Genomic DNA, 24471 nt, shown 5'->3' with positions numbered 1-24471 from the left:
GGAGGACCTCATGGCCCGTACCGTCCCGCGGCTGCCCGCCGTGCTGCGTGCGCCGACGAAGCGGAAGTCGGCCGAAGGGGCCCGCCCGTCGGCCGCGCGGCACGCGCTCCCCCTGCCCCTGCGACTGCTGGCCATGCTGGTCGCCTTCGGCTGCATGGTGGCGTTCGCCGCCGTCCTGGCCCGGATCACGCTCGAGCCGTCACCCGCGTCGGTGCACCTGACGCACAGCAACCTGCACCCGGGCCGCTCCCTGCGTGCCTATCTGGAGCAGGCGCGGACGGCGGACGCGGTGAAGCAGATCGGCGGGAACCTGCTGCTCGGCGTCCCGTTCGGGGTGCTGGTGCCGGTCCTCGCGCCGCGCGCCCGGGGGATGTTCCGGGTACTGGCGCTCACGGCGCTGGTGATGCTGATGGTGGAGCTGGTGCAGGGGGCACTGGTCACCGGGCGGGCCTTCGACATCGACGACGTCCTGCTCAACACGGCCGGCGCACTGCTCGGCTGGCTGCTGCTGGGGCGGCGGCTCGGGCGGGCGGTGCACCGGCGGGTGCGCGCACCGGGCGCCGAGTGATCATCTGATGTGTCGTCAACAACAGGCCCGTACCAGAGTATTGACGCCCTCTTTTCTCACTCCTTAAATCAAGAGGCATCTCACCCCCCACGCCGAACGGAGAGCCATGGTCTCGCCGCGCCTGCTCCGCAGATGTCTCCTCGCCGCCCTGTCCGCCGCACTGGTCGGTTCCGCCGCCGTCGGTCCGGTGCGGGCCCGGACCGCCGTGCCGACGGCCGCGACCGTCAGCACCTTCTCGGACAACTTCGACGGGCCCGCGGGCTCCGCGGTCGACTCCTCGAAGTGGAATCTGGAGACCGGCGACAACGTCAACAACCACGAGCGGGAGTACTACACGTCCGGGACGCACAACGCGGCCCTGGACGGCCAGGGCCACCTGGTCATCACGGCCCGCAAGGAGAACCCGGCCGGCTACCAGTGCTGGTACGGCACCTGTCAGTACACCTCCGCCCGGCTGAACACGTCGGGCAAGTTCAACGCCCAGTACGGGCACGTCGAGGCGCGGATGAAGATCCCGCGGGGGCAGGGCATGTGGCCGGCCTTCTGGATGCTCGGCACGCCGGTGAACTGGCCGGACTCGGGCGAGATCGACGTGATGGAGAACGTCGGCTTCGAGCCCTCGACCGTGCATGGCACCATCCACGGCCCCGGATACTCCGGCTCCGGCGGCATCGGCGCGGCCTACACCCTGCCGAACGGGCAGGCCTTCGCGGACGCCTTCCACACCTTCGCCGTCGACTGGTCCCCCGGCTCGATCACCTGGTCCGTGGACGGGAACGTCTACGAGCGGCGCACCCCCGCCGACCTGGGCGGGAAGACCTGGGTGTACGACAACAAGCCGTTCTTCCTGATCCTGAACCTGGCCGTGGGCGGCTACTGGCCGGGCGACCCGGACGCGAGCACCCAGTTCCCGCAGCAACTGGTGGTGGACTCGGTGTCGGTGACGACGAGCAACAGCGCGGCCGGGGTGCCGATCCGCGGCCTGGCCGGCAAGTGTGCGGACGTGGCCGGCGCGAACTCCGCGAACGGCACACCGGTGCAGCTCTACGACTGCAACGGCACGGCCGCGCAACAGTGGACGGTCGGCTCGGACGGCACGATCCGCGCGCTCGGCAAGTGCCTGGACGTCACGGGCAACGGCACCGCGGACGGCTCGACGGTCCAGCTGTGGGACTGCACCGGCGGCCCGAACCAGAAGTGGACGGTCACCGGGGCGAACGACATCGTCAACCCGCAGGCGAACAAGTGCCTGGACGTCACCGGGAACAACTCGGCCAACGGCACGCGCCTGCAGATCTGGACGTGCTCGGGCGGGGCCAACCAGAAGTGGAGCGTCGGCTGAGCCGCGTCCCGCTCAGCGCAGCGTCCAGGTGTACTTGTCCCCGCCGACCCAGCGGACCACGTCGGGGTCGTCCAGGTCATGGATGGTGATGCCGTAGGAGGCGGCGGCCTCCAGCACGTCCGTGACGGTCCTGGCCTCACCGATCACCTGACCGTCGATCTCCATGATCCTGAAGGGCCGCTCGCCGGGTTTGCCCGGGCACACTCCGAGCACGAGGATCCGCGGATGGGAGATGTGGGGAGCTGCTTGTTCGGTCATGCAATAGAGCCTAGAACTCATCGCGGGCCGACGAGTCATCCACGGCGGCCGTCCAGAAGATCGAGTACCGCCGCCTCGACCGCTCCCTGGGTGGCAGGACGCCCGAAGTCCCCGTGTTCCCCCAGCCGGGTGAGCACGGGGGCGATGGTCACGTCCTCTTCGAACAGCTCGAAGACCGCGTGACCCGGTGCCGGCTCAGTCCGCGGCCCGCCGGGCCGACCGACACCTTCGCGCGCCGCTCGCGCAGGGCCCGCGCGACCTGCCGCACGTGCTCGTGCTTGGCCATCTCCTGCTCGGCCCGGATCCGCTCGTGGTACAGGTACTGGCGGCGCCCGGCGTCGTCCGTGCCGACGGCCTGCGGGTGGCCGTTGGGCCAGGGGCAGATCCATACGTCACGCCAGGCGGGCGGGATGGTCAGGGCACGGATCCGGGCGAGCCGCTCGGGGTCGGTCAGGGGCTCGCCGCGGCTGTCGGCGTAGCGGAACCCCCGGCCGCAGCGGATGCGCCGGTAGCCGGGGCCGTCGCAGGAACTGGTGCGCAGCCGCATGGCCCCGGCCTCAGGGACGGCGCCAGTCGTCGCTGGTCAGATGGGACCCGGCCTGCGGGCCCATCCGGAGCATGCCGCCGTCGACGCTCCAGGAGGCGCCGGTGACGTACGAGGCGTCCGGGCTCGCCAGGAAGGCGATCACGGCGGCGACCTCACGGGCGTCGCCGGGGCGTCCGAGCGGCACGCCGGGCCGGCGTTCGGTGTGCACGTCGGTGTCCTCCTGCCCGGTCATCGGGGTGGCGATCTCGCCGGGCGCGACCGCGTTCACGGTGATGCCGTACTCGGCCAGTTCCAGCGCCATCACCTGGGTCAGCAGGCCGAGTCCGCCCTTGGCCGCGCAGTACGGCGCCGCGCCGACCCGGGGCTGGTGTTCGTGCACGGAGGTGACGTTGACGATCCGGCCGCCGTCGCCCTGCCGGATCATCCGCCGTGCCGCGTGCTGCCCGCACACGAAGGGGCCGACGAGGTCGACGTCCAGGACCCGGCGCACGTCCGCCAGGGTCAGGTCCAGGTAGGGGGTCATGGTGCCGGTGCCGGCGTTGTTGACCAGGACGTCGACACGGCCGAGTTCGGCGCACAGCTCGTCGACGGTGTCGGCGGCCTCGGGCAGCCGGGTGAGGTCCAGCCGGGCGACCACGGCGCGGCGGCCCGCGGCGCGCACTTCCGCCGCCGTCCGCTCGGCGCCCTTGTCGTCGGTGTGCCAGGTGATGCCGATGTCCAGGCCCGCCTCGGCCAGGCGTACGGCGGTGGCCCGGCCGATCCCGGAGTCCGCGCCGGTTATCAGCGCCGTGCGCCGCGCGGCTGGTGTGGACATGGCGAGCCTCCCTGCCGTGTGTCACCGGACGCGTCACCGCAGTACCCGGGGGCCGGGTGGGCAAACGAGTGGCGTCGCCGCGCCTCTTCGGGGCGCCTCGGGCACCCTGGGTGGCATGGATCCCGTCGCGGCTCTGGACCGGATTGCCTTCCTGCTGGAGCGGTCGCTCGCGCCCACCTACCGGGTGAAGGCCTTTCGCACCGCCTCCCGGACACTTGCCGCGCTGCCCGAGGGGGAGATCGCCGAGCGGGCCGCCGCCGGCACCCTGGAGTCGCTCAAGGGGGTCGGGCCGAAGACCGCCCAGGTGGTGCGGGAGGCGTTGACCGGGGAGGTGCCCGGTTATCTGCGCAAGCTGGAGGAGGACAGCGGCAGGGCTCCGGCCGAGGGCGCCGGGGCCGGGCTCCGGGCGCGGATCCGTGGGGACTGTCACACGCACTCGGACTGGTCCGACGGGGGCAGCCCGATCGAGGAGATGGGCCGGACTGCGGCCGGGCTCGGACACGAGTGGACGGCCCTCACCGACCACTCGCCCCGGTTGACCGTGGCCCGCGGCCTGTCGCCGGAACGGCTGCGCGAGCAACTGGAGGTGGTGGCCGGGCTGAACGCGCGATGGGCGCCGTTCCGGCTGCTGACCGGCATCGAGTGCGACATCCTCGAGGACGGCTCGCTGGACCAGGAACCGGAGCTGCTGGAGCGGCTGGACGTGGTCGTGGTGTCCGTGCACTCCAAGCTGCGGATGGACGCCCGCTCGATGACGCGGCGGATGGTGGCCGCCGTACGCAATCCGCACGCCGACGTGCTCGGGCACTGCACCGGCCGCCTGGTCACGGGCCGGGGGCGGCCGGAGTCGGAGTTCGACGCGGACCAGGTGTTCGCCGCCTGCGCCGAGTCGGGGACGGCCGTGGAGATCAACAGCCGGCCCGAGCGGCTGGACCCGCCCCGCCGGCTGCTGCGCCGGGCCGTGGAGGCGGGGGTGCTGTTCTCCGTCGACACCGACGCGCACGCGCCCGGCCAGCTGGACTGGCAGATCCTCGGCTGCGCCCGGGCCGAGGAGTGCGGGGTGCCTGCGGAGCGCGTGGTGACCACCTGGTCCGCCGACGAGCTGCTGGCCTGGACCCGTCAGGGCCGGGTCCCGGCGCGCGCGGCGGGTTCCTGACCTGGCCGGCGTGGTACCCGGCCGCACGCCCGAGCCAGAAAGGACCCCAATGGAGCGAGCCGCCGTCTTCGACGTCGACGGGACCCTCGTCGACACCAACCACCTGCACGTCGTCACCTGGTGGGAGGCCTTCCGGCAGGCCGGACACGACGTGCCCATGCACGCGGTGCACCGGGCCGTCGGCCTCGGCTCCACGGACCTGATCGCCCACCTGCTCGGTGACGGCCGCGACACGGATCAGGACGGCGCGCTGAGCGCCGCCCACAAGGCCCTGTACGGCCAGTACTTCGACCGGCTGCCCGCCCTGCCGAAGGCCGGGGAGCTGCTGCGCCGGCTGCGCCGGGGCGGCTGGACGGTGGTCCTCGCCACCTCGGCGAGCGGCGCCGAGCTGGGCGCGCTGCGCCGGGCCATCGACGCCGACGACGCGATCACGGACACGGCGAGCGCGGAGGACGTGCGGGAGGGCAAGCCCGCCCCAGAGCCCGTGGAACACGCGCTGGAGCTGGCCGGGGTGCCGGCCTCGCGGGCGGTGTTCGTCGGGGACACCGTGTGGGACATGCGGGCGGGCAGCAGGGCCGGGGTGCGCTGTGTGGGGGTGCTGTGCGGTGGGATTCCCCGGGCCGACCTGGAGGAGGCGGGGGCCGAGGCGGTCTACGCCGACCCCGCCGACCTGCTGGAACGGCTCGCCGGAAGCCCGCTGGACTGAGCACCACGCGGAGTGGTGCGGGTCACATGACCGGCCGGAACGCCACGGGGTTGTTGCCCGTTGAACAAGGCGTGGGTACGGATGGGACAGTGTCCCCGGGCCTCACCCTTCGCCCACAGGGACGATCGTTCGGCTGAAGCCCTGTGGAGCCTTTCGCCGAGAGGCGACCGCCATCCGTGCCCACCACCCGACCGCCCCGGTCGTGATTCCCCCGTCACGGCCGGGGCTTTCCCGTGCCCACCGGCTGGTCACCGGCGGGCCGAGCCGGAGCGCGCCGGCTCGGCGGTGCGGCCGGCGCCGGCCGCGACGAACTCCCGCAGGTCGGCCGTGAGCCGTGCGGCATGCGTGGCGAACAGGCCGTGTCCGGCGTTCTCGTACACCTTCAGGGTGCCGTCCGGCACCAGCCGGGCCGCCCGCTCACCGGTGAGCTCCAGCGGAGCGGAGGTGTCGTGGGTGCCGTGCACGACCAGCACCGGCAGGTCCAGCGCGGGCAGCTCGGCGCTCAGATCCAGGGCCGCCACCACGGCCCGGACGCCGTTCGCGGCACGCGGGGTGGCGCTCAGACAGCGGTCGATCAGATAGCGGACGTAGGGCGGGGACATCTCGTTGCCCGGCAGGTGGGCGGCGAAGAAGTCGTCGGCCAGAGCGGTGAAGTACGCCGCCCGGTCCCGCCGGAACACCTCGTCGTCGGCCCGCACGGCCTCGGGGTCCACCCCGTCCGGAGTGCCCGGCGAGCGGACGACCCCGGGGCTGACTCCCGCGACGAGGGCGACCCGGGCCACGCGGCCGAGCCCGTGCCGGGTCACGCAGCGGATCACCTCGCCGCTGCCGACGGAGTGACCGATCAGCGTGACCTCACGCAGGCCGAGGTGGTCGAGCAGACCGTGCACGTCGTCGGCGAGGGTGTCGAGGTCGTAGCCGGACCAGGTGTCGTCGGAGCGGCCGTGGCCGCGCCGGTCCAGGGCGACGCAACGGTACCCGGCCTCCGCGAGGGGCAGCATCTGGTACTCCCACATCTCGTGGCCCAGATAGGCACTGGAGACGAAGACGGCGACGGGTCCGGTGGCGGGGCCGTGGTCGACGTAGTGCAGACGGGTGCCGTCGACGGGGCTCTCGTAGTACGGCATGGGTGCCTCCTCGGGCTGTCCGGGCCAGGTGCGCCGCGGTTCGGTCGCGCTGACGTCGTCGATGCTGCCCGGACCGCGGGCACCGGTCGATTACCCCTCACGTCATGGCCGGGTGTGCGCGCGCCCGGGCCCGGGTACCCGGCCGTCCGCCGAACCGTGGGCCGAGAGGAGCCGAAGGTGAGCAGCGCAGCGGGCAGCAGGGTCGTCGTCACGGGCGCCACCGGCAACGTCGGCACGAGTGTCGTACGGCTGCTCTCGGAGGACCCCGGGATCAAGTCGGTGCGCGGACTTGCCCGGCGCACGCCGCGGTGGTCGCCGCCGAAGACCGAGTGGGCCGCGGTCGACCTCGCCTCCGACGGGGCGAACCTCGCGGAGCGGTGCGAGGGCGCGGACGCGGTGGTCCATCTGGCCTGGGCGTTCCAGCCGACGCACGATCCGGCGGCCACCTGGCGGACCAATGTGCTCGGCGGCATCCGGGTGTTCGAGGCGGTCGCCGCGGCGCGGGTGCCGGTGCTGGTGCACGCCTCCTCCGTGGGCGCGTACTCGCCGGGCCCGAAGGACCGCGCGGTGGACGAGTCCTGGCCGACGCACGGCTGGCCGGACGCCGCGTACTGCCGGGAGAAGGCCTATCTGGAGCGGGCGCTGGACACGTTCGAGCGGGACCATCCCGAGGTGCGGGTGGTGCGGATGCGCCCGGCGTTCCTGTTCAAGTGGCAGTCGGCGAGCGAGCAGCGGCGGATCTTCGGCGGGCGGTTCCTGCCGGGCCCGCTGGCCCGGCCGGAGCTGCTGCCGTTCCTCCCGGACGTCCCGGGGCTCAGGGTGCAGGCGCTGCACACGGACGACGCCGCGGAGGCCTACCGGCTCGCGGTGCACACGGACAGCGCCCGCGGCGCCTTCAACCTCGCCGCGGACCCGCCGCTCGACGCGGCGGTCCTCGCCGAACTGCTGGGCAGCCGCCCGGTACGACTGCCCCGTACGGCGGCCCGGTCGGCGATCGCCGCCGCCTGGGGGCTGCATCTGCTGCCGGCCTCACCGCACCTGTTCGACGCCGTGCTGCGGCTGCCGCTCATGGACTGCGGCCGGGCGCACACCGAGCTGGGCTGGCAGCCGCGCCGCACGGCGACCGAGGTGCTGCAGGAGTTCCTCGACGGCCTGCAGAAGGGCGCGGGGATGGACACCGAACCACTGCGCGGGCGGAAGGTCGGCTGACGCGCCGTACGCCCGGGCCGAGGGGAGAACGCCATGGCCGCAGAACGTGAGCCCGAGCCGGGCCGGCACCCGGGAGCGGGGCCGGTGCCGAGGGACATGCCCGACCAGCAGGCGGGCGCCGGCGAGGATCGCTGGGAGATCACGCCGGACGAGCCGTCCGAGGACGACAAGACCCCCGCCGAGGACGCGCCCGGCCGGGACGAACCGCCGGCCTGAGCGGCGGGCAGCGCCTCGGCTGCGGGCGGCCGTGGCTCCCCGGTGCCTCAACTGCCGGATGCCGAGCGGTCGTTCAGTGTGGGGCCCGCTGCCGGAGCGCGGCGCGCCACGCGGGCAGCCGGTCCTCGGTGATCGGTTCGGGACGGCGGCCGCCGCTCGCGAAGAAGTCGGCCAGCGGCAGGATCGCGGCACCGACGGTGACGGCGTCCGGGCCGAGCCGGCCGAGGTCGATGGTCACCTTGTCGGCCGGATGGCGCAGCGCGTACGTCGTCGCGTGCCGGCGTACGGCGGGCAGGAAGCGGGCGCCGAGCTGGAGCCCGGCCCAGCCGCCGATGAGGATCCGCTCCGGCTGGAAGAGGTTGATCAGGTCGGACAGGCCGGCCCCGAGGTACTCCGCGGTCTCCTCCAGCACGGCCAACGCGATCGCGTCGGGCTCGGCGCCCTCGGGCGGGTAGGCGGCGGCGAGCATCGCGGTGAGGGCGGTCTCCTCGTCGGTGCCCTCGGGCGGCCGTCCGCCGTCCTCGCGCCAGCGGGCGAGCAGCGACTCGGCACCCGCGTAGGCCTCCAGGCAGCCGGGCGCACCGCAGCGGCAGCGGCGCCCGCGCACCCGTACGGTCAGGTGCCCCCACTCGACGGCCCGGCCGTTCTCCACCTCGGGGGTGACCACGCAGGCGCCGACGCCGGAACCGAAGAGGACGACCACGGCGTTGCGGGCGCCGCGCCCCGCGCCGAACCACATCTCGGCCTGGCCCAGGGTCTTGGCGCCGTTGTCGATGAAGTACGGGATCTCGTCGGGCAGCTGTGAGGCGGAGCGGAGCAGCCGCTCCAGCGGGACCGCGTCCCAGCCGATGGTCTGTCCGTGGACGACGGCGCCCTGGTCCGCCGCGTGCTCGACGATTCCGGGGACGCCGACGCCGACGCCGAGCAGCCGCTCGGGCGCGGCCCGTTCGGCGCCGAGCACCTCGGCGATGCCGTCGCGGATGTGACCGGCGATCACCTCGACGTCGTAACCCTGCGGCGCCAACCGGCGCTCGGTACGGGCCAGTTCGGTCAGGGCCAGGTCGAACAGCTCGACGCGGACCCGGGTCTCGCCGACGTCGACGCCGATCAGCTGGCCGCTGTCCGGGGCGACGCGCAAGAGGGTGCGGGGCCGGCCGCCGTCGGAGTCGACGCTGCCGGCCTCCTCGACCAGGCCGTCCGCGATCAGGTCCGCGACCACGTTGCTGACCGAGCCGGAGCTCAGACCGGTGGCCGGCCCCAGTTCGAAGCGGCTGAGCGGGCCGTCGAAGTACAGCTTCTGCAGCACGGCCGTGCGGTTGCCCCGCCTGAGGTCGCGCACCGTGCGTCCGTTACGCCCCGCCATACCGCTCCCTTCACGAACCCTGCCCGACCTGCAACATACCCCTTCGGGCAGTCGGAACGCGAGATTCCCCCAGGCCTTAGTTCACGGCCTGAGCTAAGCATCCCGCGGCCCTGCGCAGCCTGGCTCACCCGGCCGCGTACACGTCCTCCACGTACCTCCCGTCCGCCACCAGCGAGTCGAGCCAGCGGCGGGCCGCCGTCTCGTCGCTGCCGGGCGTCCGCTCCCGGTACAGGGTACGGAACGCCTCGCGGACCCCCGGCGCCATCCGGGCGCCGTCGCCGCACACGTGGACCCGGGCGCCGGAGTCCAGCAGCCGCCAGATCTCGTCGGCCTCGGCGGCGATGCGGTGCTGCACGAAGGCGGCGCCGTTCTCCGGGGCGGCGCTGAAGGCCGGGCGCAGCGAGACCGCGCCGGCCGCCTCCGCCGCCCGCAGTTCCCCGGCGTGCAGGAAGTCGGCGCCGGGAGCGTCACAGCCGAAGTAGAGCAGCGCGGGCGGGAGTTCGGCTCCCGCCGAACGGGCCGCCGTGCGGTCGGCGACGGCGCCGCGGAACGGGGCGAGTCCGGTGCCGGCGGCGATCATCACGACCGGCGCCGAACCGTCGATGCGGAACACCTCGCGGCAGGGCTGGATCCGGGCGTACACGGTGTCGCCGGCCGCGAGGGAGGCGAGGTGGCCGGAGCCCGTGCCCCGGTAGCGGCCCCGGCCCGAGCGGGCGGGTGCGTCGAGGACGGAGACCATGAGGTCGACATGACCCGGGTCGACGGCCGGGGAGGAGGACACCGAGTAGTGCCGGGGCCGCAGCGGGGTGAGCAGGTCGAGCAGCAGCGGCCAGCCGAGGGCGCCGCGCAGCGCGGGGTGGTCCTCGGCGAGTTCGACGAGGGTGCGCGGGTCGTCGCCGGTCAGGGCGGCGAGGGCGGCACGCTCGGGCGGGCAGGGGTTGGCCTCCGCGAGCAGCGTCAGCTGCCGGGCCGTGGGCCGCTCCTGCAACTCGACGTGGTGGGTGAGGAGCTGGCGTGCCGTCAGCGGACGGTCCACGGCGAGGCGGTCGCGGCGCGGGCGGCCGGCCCGGATGTCGAGGACCGCGCCGGGGTCGAGGCCGAACGCGGCGACGGCGCGGTCCACCAGGTCCGGGGCGTTGGCCGGCAGGACGGTCAGGTGGTCGGCGGTGCGGTAGGTGACGCCCTCGGGCAGCGCGACGCGCAGGAACCGCTTGGTGCGCGGGTGGTCCGGCGCGGTCAGGTCGTAGGCCTCGGTCACGGTCATCGGGACCAGTTCGTGCCGGGCGGCGAGGGCGTCCAGCGGGCCGCTGCTCAGGGTGCGCACCTCGTAGGCGTGTTGGGGTTCGTCCGCCTCGGGAGGGGTGGCCTCCGGATCGCCGTACTCCGTCAGGAGCGCGGCGCGCAGCCGGGCCGTGAACTCCCGCACGGTGCCGGTGAGATCGCCGGAGGCGTCGGCGGCGGCCCGCTCGGTCAGGCGGGTGGCGCCCAGTTCGGCGAGGCGCGCGTCGACGCGGGTGGGGACCTGCTGGTAGGTGGCGGCCCAGTTGCGGTCGCCGAAGCCGAGGACGGCGTAGGTCACGCCGGTGAGGTCGGGCGTGCCGTCGAGCCACGCGGTGAAGGCACCGGCGTCGTCGGTGGGGCGGCCGTTGTAGGAGGCGGCGGTGATGACGACGGCCCGGTCGGTGGGCAGTGCGTCCGCGTACGCGTCCAGGGCGGCGACCTCGGTGGCACAGCCGACGGCGGCGGCCTCGTCGGCGAGCTGGGCGGCGAAGGCGCGGCAGGTGCCGTAGTTGCTGCCGTGCAGGAAGAGGGCGCTGGTGCCGGGGCGGACCCGGGCGGGGAGCGCGTCGGGGGCCGCGGTGCCGTCCTGCTGCGGGCGTGCGGCGCCGGGCAGCGGGGCGTGGACACGGTCGGCGGGGGTGCGCGGGGTGAGGGTGAGGGTGAATCCCTCGGGCTTGAGGGTGAGGGTCTCCTTCACGGTGAGCCGGTAGTCGGCGTGGTCGTGCAGCCGGTAGCGGTGGACCAGCATGGCGAGCAGCATGGTCGCCTCGTGCAGCGCGAACTGCCGCCCGATGCAGGCGCGTTCTCCGGTGCCGAAGGGCTTGAAGGCGTGCACCGGGCGGGCCGCCTCCGCCTGGGCGGTGAACCGCTCGGGGTCGAACAGCTCGGGGTTGTCGCCCCACACGGGCTGCCGGTGCAGCATCGGGGTGAGCACGGTGACGGCCTGGCCGGCGGCCAGCGGGATCCGGCCGCCGAGCAGGGTGTCCTCGCGGGCGTGCCGGCTGAACGCGGCAGCCGTCGGCCAGAGCCGGAGGGCCTCGTTGAGTACCTGGCGGGTGTAGGTAAGGCGGCCGATGTCGTCGTACGTCGGCTCCGGATCGGCCGCATCGCCCCACAGCGCGTCGGCCTCGCGCTGCACCAGCCGCAGTACGGCCGGGTGCTTGGTGAGGTAGTACAGGGCGAAGGACATCGCGCCGGAGGTCGTCTCGTGGCCGGCGATCAGGAAGGTGATGACCTGGTTGCGGATGTTGGCCGCGTCCAGCGTGGTGCCGTCGGCCGGGTGCGGGGCGCTGAGCATCAGCCCGAGCAGGTCCTCGGCAGCGCTCTGGTCGGTGCCCGCACGGGACGCGATGACGTCGTCCACGACCCGGGCGAGGTGGTCGGCGTCCGCCCGGAAGGCGGCGTCGGCCGCCGAGTGGTCCTGGCCCGGGGTGCGGGCCAGGCGGGTCATGCTCCACTCCAGGCAGCGGACCATCGACTCCACGAACGGGTGCGGCTGCTCGCGTCCGAAGGAGCCGAAGTCGTAGTCGAACCCGGCCAGGCCGATGGTGTCGAGGGTCATGCGGGTCATGTCGTCGGGCACGTTCACGGCCCGCCCGTCCCCCGCCGCCCGGTCCCAGGACTCGATGAGCCGGCGGGCCACCCTGAGCATCACCGGGTGGTAGGTGCGCATCGAGCCGAGCGCGAAGGCGGGCATCAGGATGTCGTGCGCCTTGGCCCAGTTCGGCTCCTCGTTGTACGCCGTGAACAGTCCGTCGGCGGCGAAGGAGCGCACGTTCTCCAGCGCGGGCCCGATGTGCTTGGCGAACCGCTCCTCGTCGGCGAGGTCGGTGACCAGGCCTGCGTCGGCGACGAACAGCGCGTCCCGGCCGTGCAGCCGGCGCACCAGCACCGGACCGTGGGTGCGCATCAGGCCCATGATCTGCTGCAGTGGGGTGCGGCCGGGACCGGTGGCGCTGATGTCGACGAGGGGGACGCCGGGCAGGGTACCGGCCTGATCGGGGTGCAGTGCGGTGGGGGGCATGACGCGGCAACTGCCTTTCGCGGTAACGGAGTACTCGCGGTAACCGAGTACTGCGTTCCAGGGTGGTCGACCGACGGGGCGGGCCCGCGCCACGGCACTACACGATCGCGCAGTCAAAACTCGGTCATGGGTCTTGCGCCGGCCGGGGACACCTGGCCCGGAGCTCCGCCGAGGGGCCGCTGGTTTGCCGCTGACCTGGAACTTCGTCTTGGATGTGCGTGCTGACTCGGGTTACGGGAGGTGGACATGGACCTGGGGCGGGCCGACGGGGTCGTGTGGCGCAACCGGGCCCTGCTGCTCTTCGACCGGGTGGCGGTGCCGGTGGCGGTGTGCGATGTGTACGGCCATGTGGTGCTGGCCAATCCCGCGATGGCGGCCGAGTGCGGTACGGCACCGGGGCGGCTGCGGGGCCGCGACGTACTGGAGTTGTTCCGCCCGCAGGAGGCCACGCAGGTGGAACGGATCGCGCAGGCGCTGCGGCTGCGGCACCGCTCGCGCTATCAGGTGTCGGTGCGCTGGCGGGCGCCCGGCGGGAACGAGCGGTTCGGGGAGCTGACGGCGGACCCGGTCAGCGACACCGTGGACGAGACACCGGCGTTGCTGGTGATGCTCCGGGTGCACGCCGAGCGCGCGCCGTCCGGGCCCGAGCCGGCCCGTTTCACGCCGGTGGAGGGCCGGGTGCTGGCCCTGCTGGCCGGCGGCGCCACCACGGCCGGCGCCGCCCGTGAACTGGGCCTCAGCAAGGACGGCGTCACCTACCACCTACGCCGCCTGTCGGCCCGCTGGAACGCGTCCACCCGCACGGAACTGGTCGCCCGGGCCTACGCCTTGGGCGTCCTGAAGCCCGGGGTGTGGCCACCGGAGGCCAGGACGGCGGCGGAGTAGGGCGGTGCATCCGACTCAGGAGGGGCGGCCGACTCGAGATCACCGGGAGCCCCCGAGGCCCCCTTACCGCAGCCGGCACTCCCGGAAGAGACCGTGGCCGAGGACGCCGTGCCCGCCCCCGGCGGGGCGCCGAGCTCGGTGACCGTGAGCCGGTAGCCGGGGTGCCACTCCAGCGGGACGGGCAGTCGCCGGGCAGCCTCCTCCACCGGGGTGTCCCGGTAGCTCGCGTCGAGCACCAGCGCCTCCACGTCCCGGGCGAGCAGCACCCCGGCGTGCACGTGGCTCTCGATGTAGTCGTTGAGCGGGTCCTGTTCGTCCGCCTCCGCGAGCGCGATCAACGGCATCGCGGATGCCACGCCGAAGTCGGTGGGTTCGGCCGCGCTGTCCGGGTAGCAGAAGGTGGCCCGGCCCAGGACCGTTCCGGCGAGCCTGAGGTGCGAGGAGCCGAAGCGCGGCGCGGCGCCGACCACCTGGTGGCGGAAGTTCAGGGCGCCGTACAGCGGTCGCTCGACCGGGGCCGCGTCGTCGTACACGCCGCCGAAGATCCGGCTCTCCCAGCGCGTCCGGTCGCCGCCCGGGTGCGCGGTGAGGCCCCCGTTGCTGGTGCCGGTGACGAACTGCGAGTGGTACGCGCCGTCCCGGGCCAGCGCGTCGAGGATCGGCACTCCGCCGCGGACCCGGTCAGGATGGAAGTTCAGGGTGATGCGCAGGCCGGGGTGGAGCGCGGGGCCGGACACCCCGGCGGCCACGTGGTCCAGCGCCCGCCGGGCGCGCGGCGGCAGCACCTGCCGGAAATCCATTGGCCCACCCTCCCCGTGGCTACGTAGGCTAGCCGCGAACCTAGACCCATTAGGTTCATGGGCCATCCGATGGGCCACCAGGCTCACGCGGACGAATCCGGAAGGACTCCCCCTCATGAGATCGCTCACCGAGCAGGACATCCGCAACTCATTTGTCAACTGCTCCAAGGGGGAGGCGAAGCGGCTGACGGTACCGCGGGACCTCGATGAACGCCCCTGGGACGACCTGGACTTCCTCGGCTGGCGGGATCCGGGCGCGCCCGACCGCAGCTATCTGGTCACCGAACGGGACGACCGGCTCATCGGCGTAGCCCTGCGTTTCCAGACCGCGCGGCGCGGGTTCCTGCACCGCAGCATGTGCTCGGTGTGCCTGACCACACATCCCGGCGGCGGGGTGACGCTGATGGCGGCGCGCAAGGCGGGGACGGCGGGCCGCGAGGGCAACTCGGTCGGCCTGTACATGTGCACCGACCTGGCGTGTTCGCTGTACGTCCGGGGCCGGAAGGTGCCCGAGTCCGGCGCCCGGTTCGAGGAGAGCCTGACCCTGGAGGAGCAGATCGCCCGCGCGACGGGCAACCTGTACGCGTTCATCGACAAGCTGTACGCCTGACGGACGGGGACGGGCCCGACGGCTGCACGCCTGCTGAAGCGGGCCGACGGCCTGCCCGGACAGCCCCGTCCAGCTGCCCGCCGGTTCCCACCGCGCACCGCCAGTGGGCCGCGCCGTCAGGACAGCGGAGGTGTCCACCGGTTGGTGCCGCGGCTGCGCGAGTACGGCGTTTCGGCCGGCGGCCGGCCGGAGACTCGCGGCCGGCGCCGGGCGGCTGGTCCCGGCCGGTGGCGACGGCGATGTCCCAGGCGTGTACGGCGGCGTCCCGGCGCGGCCGCATCAGCGGCCACCGGCCGGGGCAGCGGACCCAGCGCAGTGGCGTCGCCACGGACTCGGCACCGGCCGGCAGCGGCACATACGCGTCGGCCACGGCGTCCAAGGCCGTCGCCGGCTCGGCCACGGATCGCCGCGGAGGGCGTCGGCCGGCTGGAACGGGTCCTCGCCGGACCGCTCCGCGGAGAGCGCGAGCCCGTACGCCGGACGGTCCACGCGGCGCACGCCGTCGACCGGCCCCGGGCCTCCTCGACGGAGCCCTCCGTGCCGCTCCCCCGACCTCTGAGACCCCTGCAGTAACATTCGCGGACAGCTGCGGTCCTCAACCCGGGTACGTTCGACCCGCCCGAGGAACGGGAACAGGCCAAGGGATGCACGACGTACGCCAGTGGACCTCGGGACTGCTGCGCCTGGTGAAACGGCACAGGGAACCGGTGGTCGTCCAGACGCTGCGGTCGGCCGCCGCGGCGACGATCGCCTACGTCATCGCGCTCCGGCTGAGCCCCGAGCCGGCTCCGCTCACCGCGCCCCTGACCGCGCTGCTGGTCGTCCAGGTGACCTTCTACGCCACCCTCACCAACGGCATCCGCCGGGTGAACTCGGTGGTGGCCGGAGTGCTGGTGGCCATCGCGTTCAGCGTGCTGGTGGGGCTCACCTGGTGGAGCCTCGCGCTGCTGATCGTGGCCGCGCTGGCCGTCGGCCACCTGGTGCGGGTGGACGAGTACGTGGCCGAGGTCGCGATCAGCGCCATGCTGGTCCTCGGGGTCACCACCGTCGGCTTCACCGCCTGGGCGCGCATCGTGGAGACGCTGATCGGCGCGGTCGTCGGGACGGCCTGCAATCTGCTGCTCCCGCCCCCGGTGTGGGTGGACGAGGCGGGCCGCTCGATCGAGGACCAGGCGCGCCGGGTGCGGCAGCTGATGCTGCGGATGGGCGAGGAGGCCGCGGGGCGGATCCCCTGGGAACGGGCGGCCGAGCGGCTGCACGAGGCACGGCAGCTGGACCAGCACATCAGCCAGGTGGACGCGTCGCTGCGGCAGGCCGAGGACAGCCTGCGGCTCAATCCGCGGGTCAAGGAGGGCCTGCTGCACCGGGTGGTGCTGCGCACCGGTCTGGACACGCTGGAGATCTGCACGGTGGTCCTGCGGGTGATGGCCCGCACCTTCACCGATCTGGCGAAGGCCCGCGGGGCCGAGGACCTGTTCCCGTCCCGGGTCGGGGCGACGGTGGAGCAGCTGTTGTCGGAGATCGCCGACGCGGTGGTGAGCTTCGCGGTCCTGGTCACCACCCATCTGAGCGAGAACGCCGAGTCGGCGGAGGCCCGTCTGTCCGCCGAGCTGCACACGGCGGCCGGCACCCGTGACCGGCTGGCCGCGCTGCTCCGCGAGGAGATCGGCAAGGACTGGGCGAACTGGCAGCTGCTCGGGTCCGTGCTGACCGAGACGACCCGCATCATCGACGAGCTGAACACCGAGCACCGCACCCGCCGCCTGTTCGAGGAGCTGGACCGGGTCTCCCGCGGGCAGCGGGCGAAGCTGCCCCGGATGACCCGGCTGCGGGAGCGGCTCGGGGTCCAGGAGGAGCTGTGGCGGAACCGTGCGGGGTTCGGCGAGCGTTCCCTGTGAGAGGGACGCCGGGCAGAGCCCGGCCCGGAAGGTGCCGGATGGCCGGCACGGAGCGCGAGGGGGCGACCGGATGGCCGGTTCCGGGGTGCGGATCGACGGGAACACACTGCGGTTGCCCGGCGGCGTGGCGGTGCGGTTCATCCGCACGCTGCGGCTGCCGGAGACGGGCACGCATCCGCTGCCGCCGGGGCTGGGCGAGTTCCCGGTCCGGCGGGTCGCGGACCACGCGGACACCGTCCCCGAGGAGTGGCGCGCCCGCGGCGGCGTGATGCTGCCGGTGTATCTGCGCGAGGCGATGTGGCTGAGCTTCTCGGGCACGCGCGAACCGGCCGCGCTCCAGGTCGGGGTCGGCAAGGTGTGCGCGGTGTCCGGCCGGCCGTGGAGCGACCGGCTCGCCCGGGATCCGCAGAACTACCTGGCGCTCCCGCGCCAGCCCTGGCTGGACGGCATCAACTCCGGCAGGGGGACCGTCCGCCAGTTCGTCGCCGTGCCGCTGGGTCTCGGCGCGACGGTGGAGGGGCAGGTCACCGGCGAGGAGGTGTGGGGCGGGGTGCAGCTCCAGTCGTTCCCGCTGCGGGAGCCGCTCCTCGCCGAGTGGCGGCGCCAGGAGCGGGAGCGGGAGGAGGCCCGGCGCAGGGCCCTGTCGGCCGGCCCGGCGGGCGGGTACGGCGCGGCGATGCCGATGACGGCGTCCGCTCCGGGAGGCCCCTCACCGGCCATGCCGCCCGGGGCGGCACCCCGGCGGGCCGCGGCCATGGGCCTCGGCGTCGGCGGCTTGATGCGCCAGGAGGTGTACCGGGACGACCGGCCGCTGACCGACTGGTCCGAGGAGCCCGCCGGACGCGTGTTCGTGCACCTGGTGACGCCGCCGGAGTGGCGGCGCATCACCGGCGAGGCGCCCCCGCCCTCGCCGGTGGACCGGGCGGCGTACACCAGCGCGGGTCTGCCCTGGTACGACTACTACGACGCCGATGCCGGGGATCTGCCCCCGACGGACACCCTGGAGGAGGTCAAACCGGTCGGCGAGTGGCTCGGGGACGACCTGGACCCGTGGCAGGCGCCGTCCGCGGGCCAGGTGACCCCGCTGAAGGACGCAACGGGCAAACCGGTCGAGGACGGGGAGTGGTAGACCCACCGCCGGTTGCACCATGTGCAACGTCCGTTGCCCGGCTTGCCCTTGGCGGCGGGTTCACGCCAAGGTGGCTGTCACGATCGGGGCAACCGACGACCTGAGGTGGGCATGGACACGGAGGAGCGGGCGGTGTGCGGGAGGTCTCCCCGGCTCGCGCGGGAGACCGGGGGCGGCTGGAGCCGGCGCCGGTTCCTCGGCGCCGTGGGGGGCACCGCGGCCGTGGTGGCGGTGCCGTCCCCGGCGGCCCCGCCCGCGGACGGCACGGCCGTGGCGGACGAGCCCGGGGCGGCCGCGCCGCCCCGCGGGGCCTCCGGGCCGCGTCCGCTGTACGTGGGCACCTACACGTCGGTCGACGGGGGCGGCACGGGCATCGGACTGGCCTCCTACGACCCGGTGACCGGTCGGATCACCGGCTCGGGCACGCTCACCGGCGTTCCCGACCCGTCGTATCTCGCCGTGCACCCGGACGGCCGCACGCTGTACGCGGTGGACGAGCGCCAGGACGGCGGTGTGACGACCGTACGCCTCGCCGGCCGGCGGGTCCTCGGCACCCGGAGCACGGGCGGCGCGGGTCCCTGCCATGTGTCGGTGCATCCGTCGGGGCGCTGGCTGCTGAGCGCCAACTACGGCTCGGGCAGTGTGGCCGTGCACCCGATCGACGCCTCGGGCGCCCTCGGTGAGCGCACCGACCTCGTCACGCACCGCACCCCGGCGCCGGGCCCGGGCCAACAGGGGCCGCATGCGCACCAGTTCGTCACCGGCCCGGACGGCGGCCACGTCCTCGCGGTCGACCTCGGTACCGACACCGTCTACAGCTACCGCCTCGACGGGGCCGAGGGCACGCTGACGGAGGTGGCGCAGGCACACACCCGGCCCGGGGCGGGACCGCGCCATCTCACCTTCCATCCGGGCGGCCGCTACGCCTATCTGGCCAACGAGGTGGACGACACGGTCGCCGTCTGCGCCTACGATCCCGGTTCCGGCCGGCTGACGATCGGCGAGCCGCAGGCCACGGGCTCGGGCGGCGGCACCAACTACCCGGCGCAGTTCGTGGTGACGGCGGACGGCCGGTACGCGTTCCTGGCCAACCGGGGCGACAACAGCCTCGCGCGCTACGCGATCGAGGCCGACGGGGCCCGGCTGCGGCTGCTCGGCACGGTGCCGGCCGGCGGGGACTTCCCGCGGCAGATCGCCCTCTCGCCGGACGGCGGCCTGCTGTTCGCCGCGAACCAGCGCTCGGGTACGGTCAGCGTCTTCCATGTGGACGCGACCGGCGGTGAACTCCGGTCGGCCGGTGAGCCGTTCGCCTCACCCGTCGCCGTCTGCGCGCTGCCGCTGTAGGGGCCTGTCCGGCGGATCACGCCGCGGACCCGTCTCGGTTCGATTCGGCCGGTCAGACACCGTTGCCTCCCTGCGACTCGGCCCGCCGGACAGGCCCTCGCGCGCGAGGGCAGGCGGCGGCACCGGCCTGGGCCAGCAGGGCGTGCATGCGCTCGGTGAGCTGGGCGATGTCGTCGGCGGGCGTGTGGAAGGGCAGTCGTACGTCGCCGTGGGCGCGGGTGCGCTCGATGCGCAGGGTCAGTCCGTGCCGGTCCACGGCGAGCGGCACCACCCGCGTCGCGGCGTGCAGGCTCTCGGGGCGCACCAGCCGGGTCAGCCGCTCGACGGCGTCCGGGTGGGCGTCGGCGAGGTGGGTCAGAAGCCGGGCCTCGGCCTCGGCGAGGGGGTCGGGCCGGGCGGCGGCGAACTCGTCCGGGCGGACGACCACCGCCCCCGAGGACTGCCGCAGCACCACCCGCGTGGGCCGGAAGAGCAGGGCGCCACGGTCCGGCGCGAGCCAGCCGGCGAGATGGAGCCGGGCCCGGATCCGGCCCCGGACCGGTACGGGCGCCACGTCGGCGAACTCCAGTACGGCGGAGGGTTCCTGGCGCGGGGCGCAGACGGCCGCGGTCAGCAGGGAGCTGTCGTCGGGCACCGCCAGCCGCACGGCGCCGTCGTCGGTCACGGTGTGCGCGCCGACGTACTCCTCGCGGGCACCGTCCGCGGTCACCGCGCACGACCAGGCGACGGCCAGCACCGACCGGGCCCGTTCCGCCGCGCCGGGTGCGGCCGTCCAGTCCTGCGTGTCACCCATCCTCGACCTCCTTAGGTAAGCCTTGCCTAACTTATCGGAGATCGAGGCGCGCGCCAACCACTCCCCACCCGGGGGAAGGGAGCGGACGGCGGTCAGGCGATGACGCCCAAGAGCGCCCGCGCACACAGGTCGCGCACCTGCTCGCGGCTCAACTCCCCGTCCCGCAGCCACTCCAGGCACACGGCCGTGGTGAAGGCGAGCCAGCCGCGCACGGCCAGGCGCACCTGCGGGGCGCCCTCGGAAACGGGCCCGAACTCGGGATCGGCGGCGAGCGCGGCGAGGATCTGCTGCTCCTGCGCGGCGAGTGCCCGCCGGTAGACCCGGCGCACGGCCTGGTCGCCGGCCGCGTCGGCGCGATGGAAGGCGCGGAAGCCGTGGGCGTGGGCCTGCACGTAACCGAGGTAGGTGTCCAGGCCGGCGGTGAGCTGCTCGCGCGCCGGCACACCGGGCACGGCCGCGGTCATGCGCAGCATCCGCTCGCTCTCGCGCTCGACGACCGCCGCGAAGAAGTCCCGTTTGGTCGGGAAGTAGTGGTACAGCAGCCCGCGGGAGACCCCGGCGATCTCGGCGACCTGCTCGATCCACACGTCGTCGTAGGGGCTCTCGGAGAAGAGTCTGGCGCCGACCGACAGCAACTGTTCACGGCGCTCCTCCGTGCTGAGTCTGCGCCGGGCACGCTCCCCCTGGTTCGCGGGCATGGCGTCACTTTACTTGACGTGGGTTCAACAGGCGGACCACACTGAAACCCGTTATTGAATCCACGTACAACACGCACGCACGGATTCACGTCACGGATGCACGTCACAGGTTCAACGGCCGCTGGATCAAGGGAGATCGGCGTCATGGCGGAGACGACGGGGACGGGACTGCCGAAGGGTTTCCGGAGCGCCGAACACGGCTGGCCCGAACTGCACCGCATTCCGCATCCGCCGCACCGGGTGCCGTTGCTCGGCGATGTGCTCGGCGCCGACCGGCGCAAGCCGGTGCAGGATTCCATGCGCTTCGCACGCGAGCTCGGGCCGATCTTCCGGCGGCGGGCCTTCGGCAAGGAGTTCGTGTTCGTGTGGGGCGCGCGGCCGGCCGCGGACCTGGCCGACGAGTCCCGGTTCGCCAAGCACGTCGGGCTGGGCGTGGCCAACCTCCGGCCGGTCGCCGGGGACGGCCTGTTCACCGCCTACAACCACGAGCCCAACTGGCAGCTGGCGCACGACGTCCTGGCGCCCGGGTTCAGCCGCGAGGCGATGGAGGGCTATCACGGCATGATGCTGTCGGTGGCCGGGCGCCTGACCGGCCACTGGGACCGGGAGGCGGCGGCCGGGCGCGCGGTCGACGTGCCCGGCGACATGACCAAGCTGACCCTGGAGACGATCGCGCGGACCGGGTTCGGGCACGACTTCGGCTCCTTCGAACGGGACCGCCCGCACCCCTTCGTCACCGCGATGGTCGGCACGCTCACCTACGCCCAGCGCCTGAACAGCGTGCCCACGCCGCTCGCCCCGCTGTTCCTGCGTTCCGCCGCCCGGCGCAACGCGGCCGACATGGCCTACCTCAACCGGACGGTCGACGGCCTGGTCGCGGAGCGGCGCCGGTCGGGCCGCGGGGAAGGCGACCTGCTGGACCGGATGCTGGAGACGGCGCACCCGGAGACCGGCGAGAAGCTGTCGGCGGAGAACGTCCGCAAGCAGGTGATCACGTTCCTGGTGGCGGGCCACGAGACCACCTCGGGCGCGCTCTCCTTCGCCCTGTACTACCTCGCCCGGCACCCCGGGATCGCCGCCCGGGCCCGCGCCGAGGTGGACCGCGTCTGGGGCGACACCGCACAGCCCGGCTACGACCAGGTGGCCAAGCTGCGCTACGTGCGCCGCGTGCTGGACGAGTCCCTGCGGCTGTGGCCGACGGCGCCGGCGTTCGCCCGCGAGGCCCGGCAGGACACCGTACTCGCCGACGACCACCCGATGCTCCGGGGCGCGTGGGCACTGATCCTGACACCGATGCTGCACCGCGACCCGGAGGTGTGGGGCGAGGACGCCGAGCGCTTCGACCCGGACCGCTTCGACGCGAAGGCCGTACGAGCCCGCCCCCCGCACACCTTCAAGCCGTTCGGCACCGGCGCACGGGCCTGCATCGGCCGCCAGTTCGCCCTGCACGAGGCGACACTGGTCCTCGGCCTGCTGCTACGCCGCTACGAGCTCCGGGCCGACCCGGCGTACCGGCTGACCGTGACGGAACGGCTGACGGTGATCCCGGAGGGGCTGCGGCTGCACCTGGAGCGACGGCCGACGCCGGCCCGGACACCGGAAACCGGACCGGCACCGGGCGTGAGCACGCCAAAGGCGCGCCCGGCGCAAGGTGCCGCCACCGGGGAGGCCGCCCCGGAGAAGGCGATCGCCGCGCCGGAGACCTGCCCCGCGCACCAGGCGGGCGCACCGGGGAGCACCGCGGAGCCGACAGCGACCCACGCGGCCGGCACACCCACCGAGAGCACGTCGGCCGACGGCTGTCCGGTGCACCGGTCGGCGCGCTGAACCCGGAGGGCACGCGTCCCTCCGGTCCACGGGCCGGGGGGGTGAGGGGCGCCACCGGGCGCCCTCCCGCAGGGCCTCGGGACACGCGCCGAGCCCGCTCGGCCGCGACCCCCGGCCCGGACACCTCAGGCCTGCGACGCCGCCTGCCCGGCTCAGCCGCCCGCCGTCCAGTGCGCCGGTCGCGTCACCGACTCGGGCAGCCTGGTGCCGGTGCTGCCGCGGGCCGCGTTGAGCTGGGGCTGGGTGAGGAAGAAGGCGCCGGTGAGGTCCGCGTCCGTCAGATCGGCGTCGCGCAGATCCGCGCCGATCATGTCCGCGTCGCGCAGATCCGCGCCGGTGAGGTCGGCGGCGATGAGACAAGCCCCGCGCAGACTCGCCGCGCGCAGATCGGCGCCCCGGAGCCGGGCCCCGACGAGATCCGCGCCCCGGCGGTCCTTCCCCCTGCCCTTGCCCTTCTTGCCACCCTTTGCGCCGCCGGCGCCCGCCCGGACCAGCTCACTGGTCCGTAGCAGGAGCACGTTGACCTGCTGCCGGTGCACGGCCACGTCCAGCGCGGCCAGTTCCTCGGGGGACCGCCGGGTCAACCGCTCGGTCTCCTCCAGCGCCTGCCGCAGCTCGGGACGGACGGAGCGCGCGGCGGGCAGGCCGAGCGCCTCGGTCAGGTACCACAGCAGCTCGTGCAGCTGCCGTACGACCGGGAACACGTCGAACATCCGGCGCGCGTGCTGTTTCGACCCCGTGCGCCAGTCCTGCCCGCCGAAGGTGAGCTGCGAGACCTTCTGTCCGGCGCCGAAGCAGTCGTAGACCGTGCAGCCGGTGAAACCCTTCTTCCGCAGGTCGGCGTGGATGCCGCAGCGGTGGTCCCCCTGGAGGTTGGGGCACGGCTTCCCGGCCGACTTGTCGAGCGCGAAGTCGGCGGAGGCGGCGAAGGGCAGGGCGACACAGCACAGCCCGAAACAGTTCGCGCAGTCCCCGCGCAGCTCCGGAAGTCCCGCTGTCTGATCTGGCATGGGGGACAGCCTACCGGGCCGACCCAACCCCGATTCCGGCGGGATCACGCAGGTCAGCGTCGTGCGAGGGCCGGTTCGGCGTGAGCAGCGGCCCGGTCAGCGGGTGAAGACCTCGAAAGCCACGGCCGGTGTGCCGCCGAAGCGTTCGCCGGTGGCCTCGGCGCTGGTGGTCAGGAAGGTGCGGGCGTACGTTTCCGGGTCCTCGTCGGTCAACGCCTCGATGTACGTGCGGTGTTCGAGCAGCGAGCGCACCGCCCGCTCCAGGCCGGGTGTGGCGTCCACCGCGTGGGTGGGCCGTGCGGAACCGGCGACGGCGACCCAGCGGACGCCGTTCCAGGGTTCCAGGCCCTGCTCGGTGAGCTCGGGGAAGATCCACCGGTTGCCGGCGTCCGCGACGGCGTCCAGGGTGGCCCGGCCGACGGCCACGTGGTCCGGGGTGTTCCAGACGGCATCGCCCCAGGTGTCGCGGTGGTTGAGGGTGAGGACGAGTTCGGGCCGGTGACGGCGGACCGCGGCCGCGATGTCCCGGCGCAGCACGGGGCCGTACTCGATCACCCCGTCCCGGTGGCCGAGGAACTCCACGGTGCCGACGCCGACGACGGCCGCGCTGGCCCGCTGCTCGCGCTCGCGCAGCGGGCCGCAGGTGGCCGGGTCGAGGGTGTCGATGCCCGCCTCGCCACGGGTGGCCAGCACATAACCGACCTCGCGGCCGCCGTCGGTCCAGGCCGCGACGGCCGCGGCGCACCCGTATTCGAGGTCGTCGGGGTGCGCCACCACGGCCAGGGCGCGCTGCCAGTCCTCGGGCATGGGCTTGAGCTGAGGGATCGCGGGCTCGGTCATGGGCCGCACACTATGCGCTCCGCCGCC

23 protein-coding genes are annotated in these 24471 nt (G+C 73.9%); 12 read left to right on the top strand and 11 right to left on the bottom strand.

The features are described from left to right. Positions 1-10: 10 nt before the first annotated feature. Both AB0D93_RS25330 and AB0D93_RS25325 read left to right on the top strand, forming a co-directional pair. The gene (locus AB0D93_RS25330; RefSeq protein ID WP_362123207.1) at positions 11-568 is read left to right on the top strand and encodes a VanZ family protein; all 558 of its coding nucleotides are present in this window, start codon (positions 11-13) and stop codon (positions 566-568) included. A 106-nt stretch (positions 569-674) separates the two neighbouring features. Beyond that, complete coding sequence (locus tag AB0D93_RS25325) at positions 675-1910, top strand: RICIN domain-containing protein (protein WP_362123205.1); 1236 nt, start codon at positions 675-677, stop codon at positions 1908-1910. A gap of 12 nt (positions 1911-1922) precedes the next feature. Here the strand turns inward: AB0D93_RS25325 and AB0D93_RS25320 are convergent, their stop codons facing one another. The 3 genes from AB0D93_RS25320 to AB0D93_RS25310 form a co-directional block, all read right to left on the bottom strand. Then, positions 1923-2168, bottom strand: a complete 246-nt coding sequence (locus AB0D93_RS25320; protein ID WP_362123202.1) for a hypothetical protein — start codon at positions 2166-2168, stop codon at positions 1923-1925. A gap of 148 nt (positions 2169-2316) precedes the next feature. Then, entirely contained in the window at positions 2317-2715 is a 399-nt protein-coding gene (locus tag AB0D93_RS25315; RefSeq protein WP_362123199.1) for a hypothetical protein, read from the bottom strand. Between the two features lie 10 nt (positions 2716-2725). Further along, positions 2726-3529, bottom strand: a complete 804-nt coding sequence (locus AB0D93_RS25310) for an SDR family oxidoreductase (protein ID WP_362123196.1) — start codon at positions 3527-3529, stop codon at positions 2726-2728. 115 nt (positions 3530-3644) lie between these two features. Here AB0D93_RS25310 and AB0D93_RS25305 point away from each other — a divergent pair, with 115 nt between their 5' ends. After that, positions 3645-4685: a PHP domain-containing protein gene (locus AB0D93_RS25305; RefSeq protein WP_362123193.1), complete on the top strand. Its 1041-nt coding sequence runs from the start codon at positions 3645-3647 to the stop codon at positions 4683-4685. Positions 4686-4734: 49 nt separating this feature from the next. Next, the gene (locus tag AB0D93_RS25300; protein WP_362123189.1) at positions 4735-5391 is read left to right on the top strand and encodes an HAD family hydrolase; all 657 of its coding nucleotides are present in this window, start codon (positions 4735-4737) and stop codon (positions 5389-5391) included. 248 nt (positions 5392-5639) lie between these two features. On the opposite strand, the gene AB0D93_RS25295 is transcribed toward AB0D93_RS25300, so the two are convergent. Beyond that, positions 5640-6518 carry an alpha/beta hydrolase gene (locus AB0D93_RS25295; RefSeq protein ID WP_362123186.1) on the bottom strand — a complete coding sequence of 293 codons (879 nt, stop codon included), beginning with the start codon at positions 6516-6518 and terminating at the stop codon, positions 5640-5642. A gap of 177 nt (positions 6519-6695) precedes the next feature. Between AB0D93_RS25295 and AB0D93_RS25290 the strand changes: the two genes are divergently transcribed. After that, entirely contained in the window at positions 6696-7727 is a 1032-nt protein-coding gene (locus AB0D93_RS25290; RefSeq protein ID WP_362123183.1) for an SDR family oxidoreductase, read from the top strand. A 33-nt stretch (positions 7728-7760) separates the two neighbouring features. Next, positions 7761-7943, top strand: coding sequence for a hypothetical protein (locus AB0D93_RS25285; protein ID WP_362123181.1), 183 nt, complete (start codon positions 7761-7763; stop codon positions 7941-7943). A 73-nt stretch (positions 7944-8016) separates the two neighbouring features. Here the strand turns inward: AB0D93_RS25285 and AB0D93_RS25280 are convergent, their stop codons facing one another. Together AB0D93_RS25280 and AB0D93_RS25275 are read right to left on the bottom strand one after the other, a co-directional pair. Next, a complete protein-coding gene (locus tag AB0D93_RS25280; protein ID WP_362123178.1) occupies positions 8017-9306 on the bottom strand; it encodes an ROK family protein in 1290 nt (429 codons plus the stop codon). 124 nt (positions 9307-9430) lie between these two features. Continuing rightward, complete coding sequence (locus AB0D93_RS25275; protein ID WP_362123175.1) at positions 9431-12610, bottom strand: cytochrome P450; 3180 nt, start codon at positions 12608-12610, stop codon at positions 9431-9433. 246 nt (positions 12611-12856) lie between these two features. On the opposite strand from AB0D93_RS25275, the gene AB0D93_RS25270 reads away from it, so the two are divergent. Next, positions 12857-13495, top strand: coding sequence for a PAS domain S-box protein (locus tag AB0D93_RS25270; RefSeq protein ID WP_362123172.1), 639 nt, complete (start codon positions 12857-12859; stop codon positions 13493-13495). Here AB0D93_RS25270 and AB0D93_RS25265 read toward each other — a convergent pair. Beyond that, positions 13432-14295 carry a DUF3626 domain-containing protein gene (locus AB0D93_RS25265; RefSeq protein ID WP_362123169.1) on the bottom strand — a complete coding sequence of 288 codons (864 nt, stop codon included), beginning with the start codon at positions 14293-14295 and terminating at the stop codon, positions 13432-13434. The genes AB0D93_RS25270 and AB0D93_RS25265 overlap by 64 nt on opposite strands. Before the next feature lie 115 nt (positions 14296-14410). On the opposite strand from AB0D93_RS25265, the gene AB0D93_RS25260 reads away from it, so the two are divergent. The 4 genes from AB0D93_RS25260 to AB0D93_RS25245 all read left to right on the top strand — a co-directional run bounded on the left by AB0D93_RS25260 (position 14411) and on the right by AB0D93_RS25245 (position 19276). Then, positions 14411-14905, top strand: coding sequence for an FBP domain-containing protein (locus AB0D93_RS25260; RefSeq protein ID WP_362123166.1), 495 nt, complete (start codon positions 14411-14413; stop codon positions 14903-14905). A gap of 644 nt (positions 14906-15549) precedes the next feature. Next, positions 15550-16803, top strand: a complete 1254-nt coding sequence (locus tag AB0D93_RS25255; protein ID WP_362123163.1) for an aromatic acid exporter family protein — start codon at positions 15550-15552, stop codon at positions 16801-16803. Between the two features lie 70 nt (positions 16804-16873). After that, complete coding sequence (locus tag AB0D93_RS25250; RefSeq protein ID WP_362123160.1) at positions 16874-17932, top strand: hypothetical protein; 1059 nt, start codon at positions 16874-16876, stop codon at positions 17930-17932. A 111-nt stretch (positions 17933-18043) separates the two neighbouring features. Continuing rightward, positions 18044-19276: a lactonase family protein gene (locus AB0D93_RS25245; protein ID WP_362123157.1), complete on the top strand. Its 1233-nt coding sequence runs from the start codon at positions 18044-18046 to the stop codon at positions 19274-19276. 52 nt (positions 19277-19328) lie between these two features. On the opposite strand, the gene AB0D93_RS25240 is transcribed toward AB0D93_RS25245, so the two are convergent. Continuing rightward, positions 19329-20069: a DUF2470 domain-containing protein gene (locus AB0D93_RS25240; protein WP_362123154.1), complete on the bottom strand. Its 741-nt coding sequence runs from the start codon at positions 20067-20069 to the stop codon at positions 19329-19331. Positions 20070-20161: 92 nt separating this feature from the next. Further along, complete coding sequence (locus tag AB0D93_RS25235; protein WP_362123151.1) at positions 20162-20767, bottom strand: TetR/AcrR family transcriptional regulator; 606 nt, start codon at positions 20765-20767, stop codon at positions 20162-20164. Between the two features lie 144 nt (positions 20768-20911). On the opposite strand from AB0D93_RS25235, the gene AB0D93_RS25230 reads away from it, so the two are divergent. Next, positions 20912-22594, top strand: a complete 1683-nt coding sequence (locus AB0D93_RS25230) for a cytochrome P450 (protein WP_362123148.1) — start codon at positions 20912-20914, stop codon at positions 22592-22594. A 152-nt stretch (positions 22595-22746) separates the two neighbouring features. On the opposite strand, the gene AB0D93_RS25225 is transcribed toward AB0D93_RS25230, so the two are convergent. Both AB0D93_RS25225 and AB0D93_RS25220 read right to left on the bottom strand, forming a co-directional pair. Continuing rightward, positions 22747-23604: a pentapeptide repeat-containing protein gene (locus AB0D93_RS25225; protein ID WP_362123145.1), complete on the bottom strand. Its 858-nt coding sequence runs from the start codon at positions 23602-23604 to the stop codon at positions 22747-22749. 96 nt (positions 23605-23700) lie between these two features. Further along, the gene (locus tag AB0D93_RS25220; RefSeq protein WP_362123142.1) at positions 23701-24444 is read right to left on the bottom strand and encodes a PIG-L deacetylase family protein; all 744 of its coding nucleotides are present in this window, start codon (positions 24442-24444) and stop codon (positions 23701-23703) included. Positions 24445-24471 lie beyond the last annotated feature (27 nt).

This window comes from Streptomyces sp. NPDC048191 (assembly GCF_040652655.1).
GTDB lineage: Bacteria > Actinomycetota > Actinomycetes > Streptomycetales > Streptomycetaceae > Streptomyces.
Note: the sequence above shows the minus strand (reverse complement) of the source record. Positions and strands in the feature narration are given on the sequence as shown.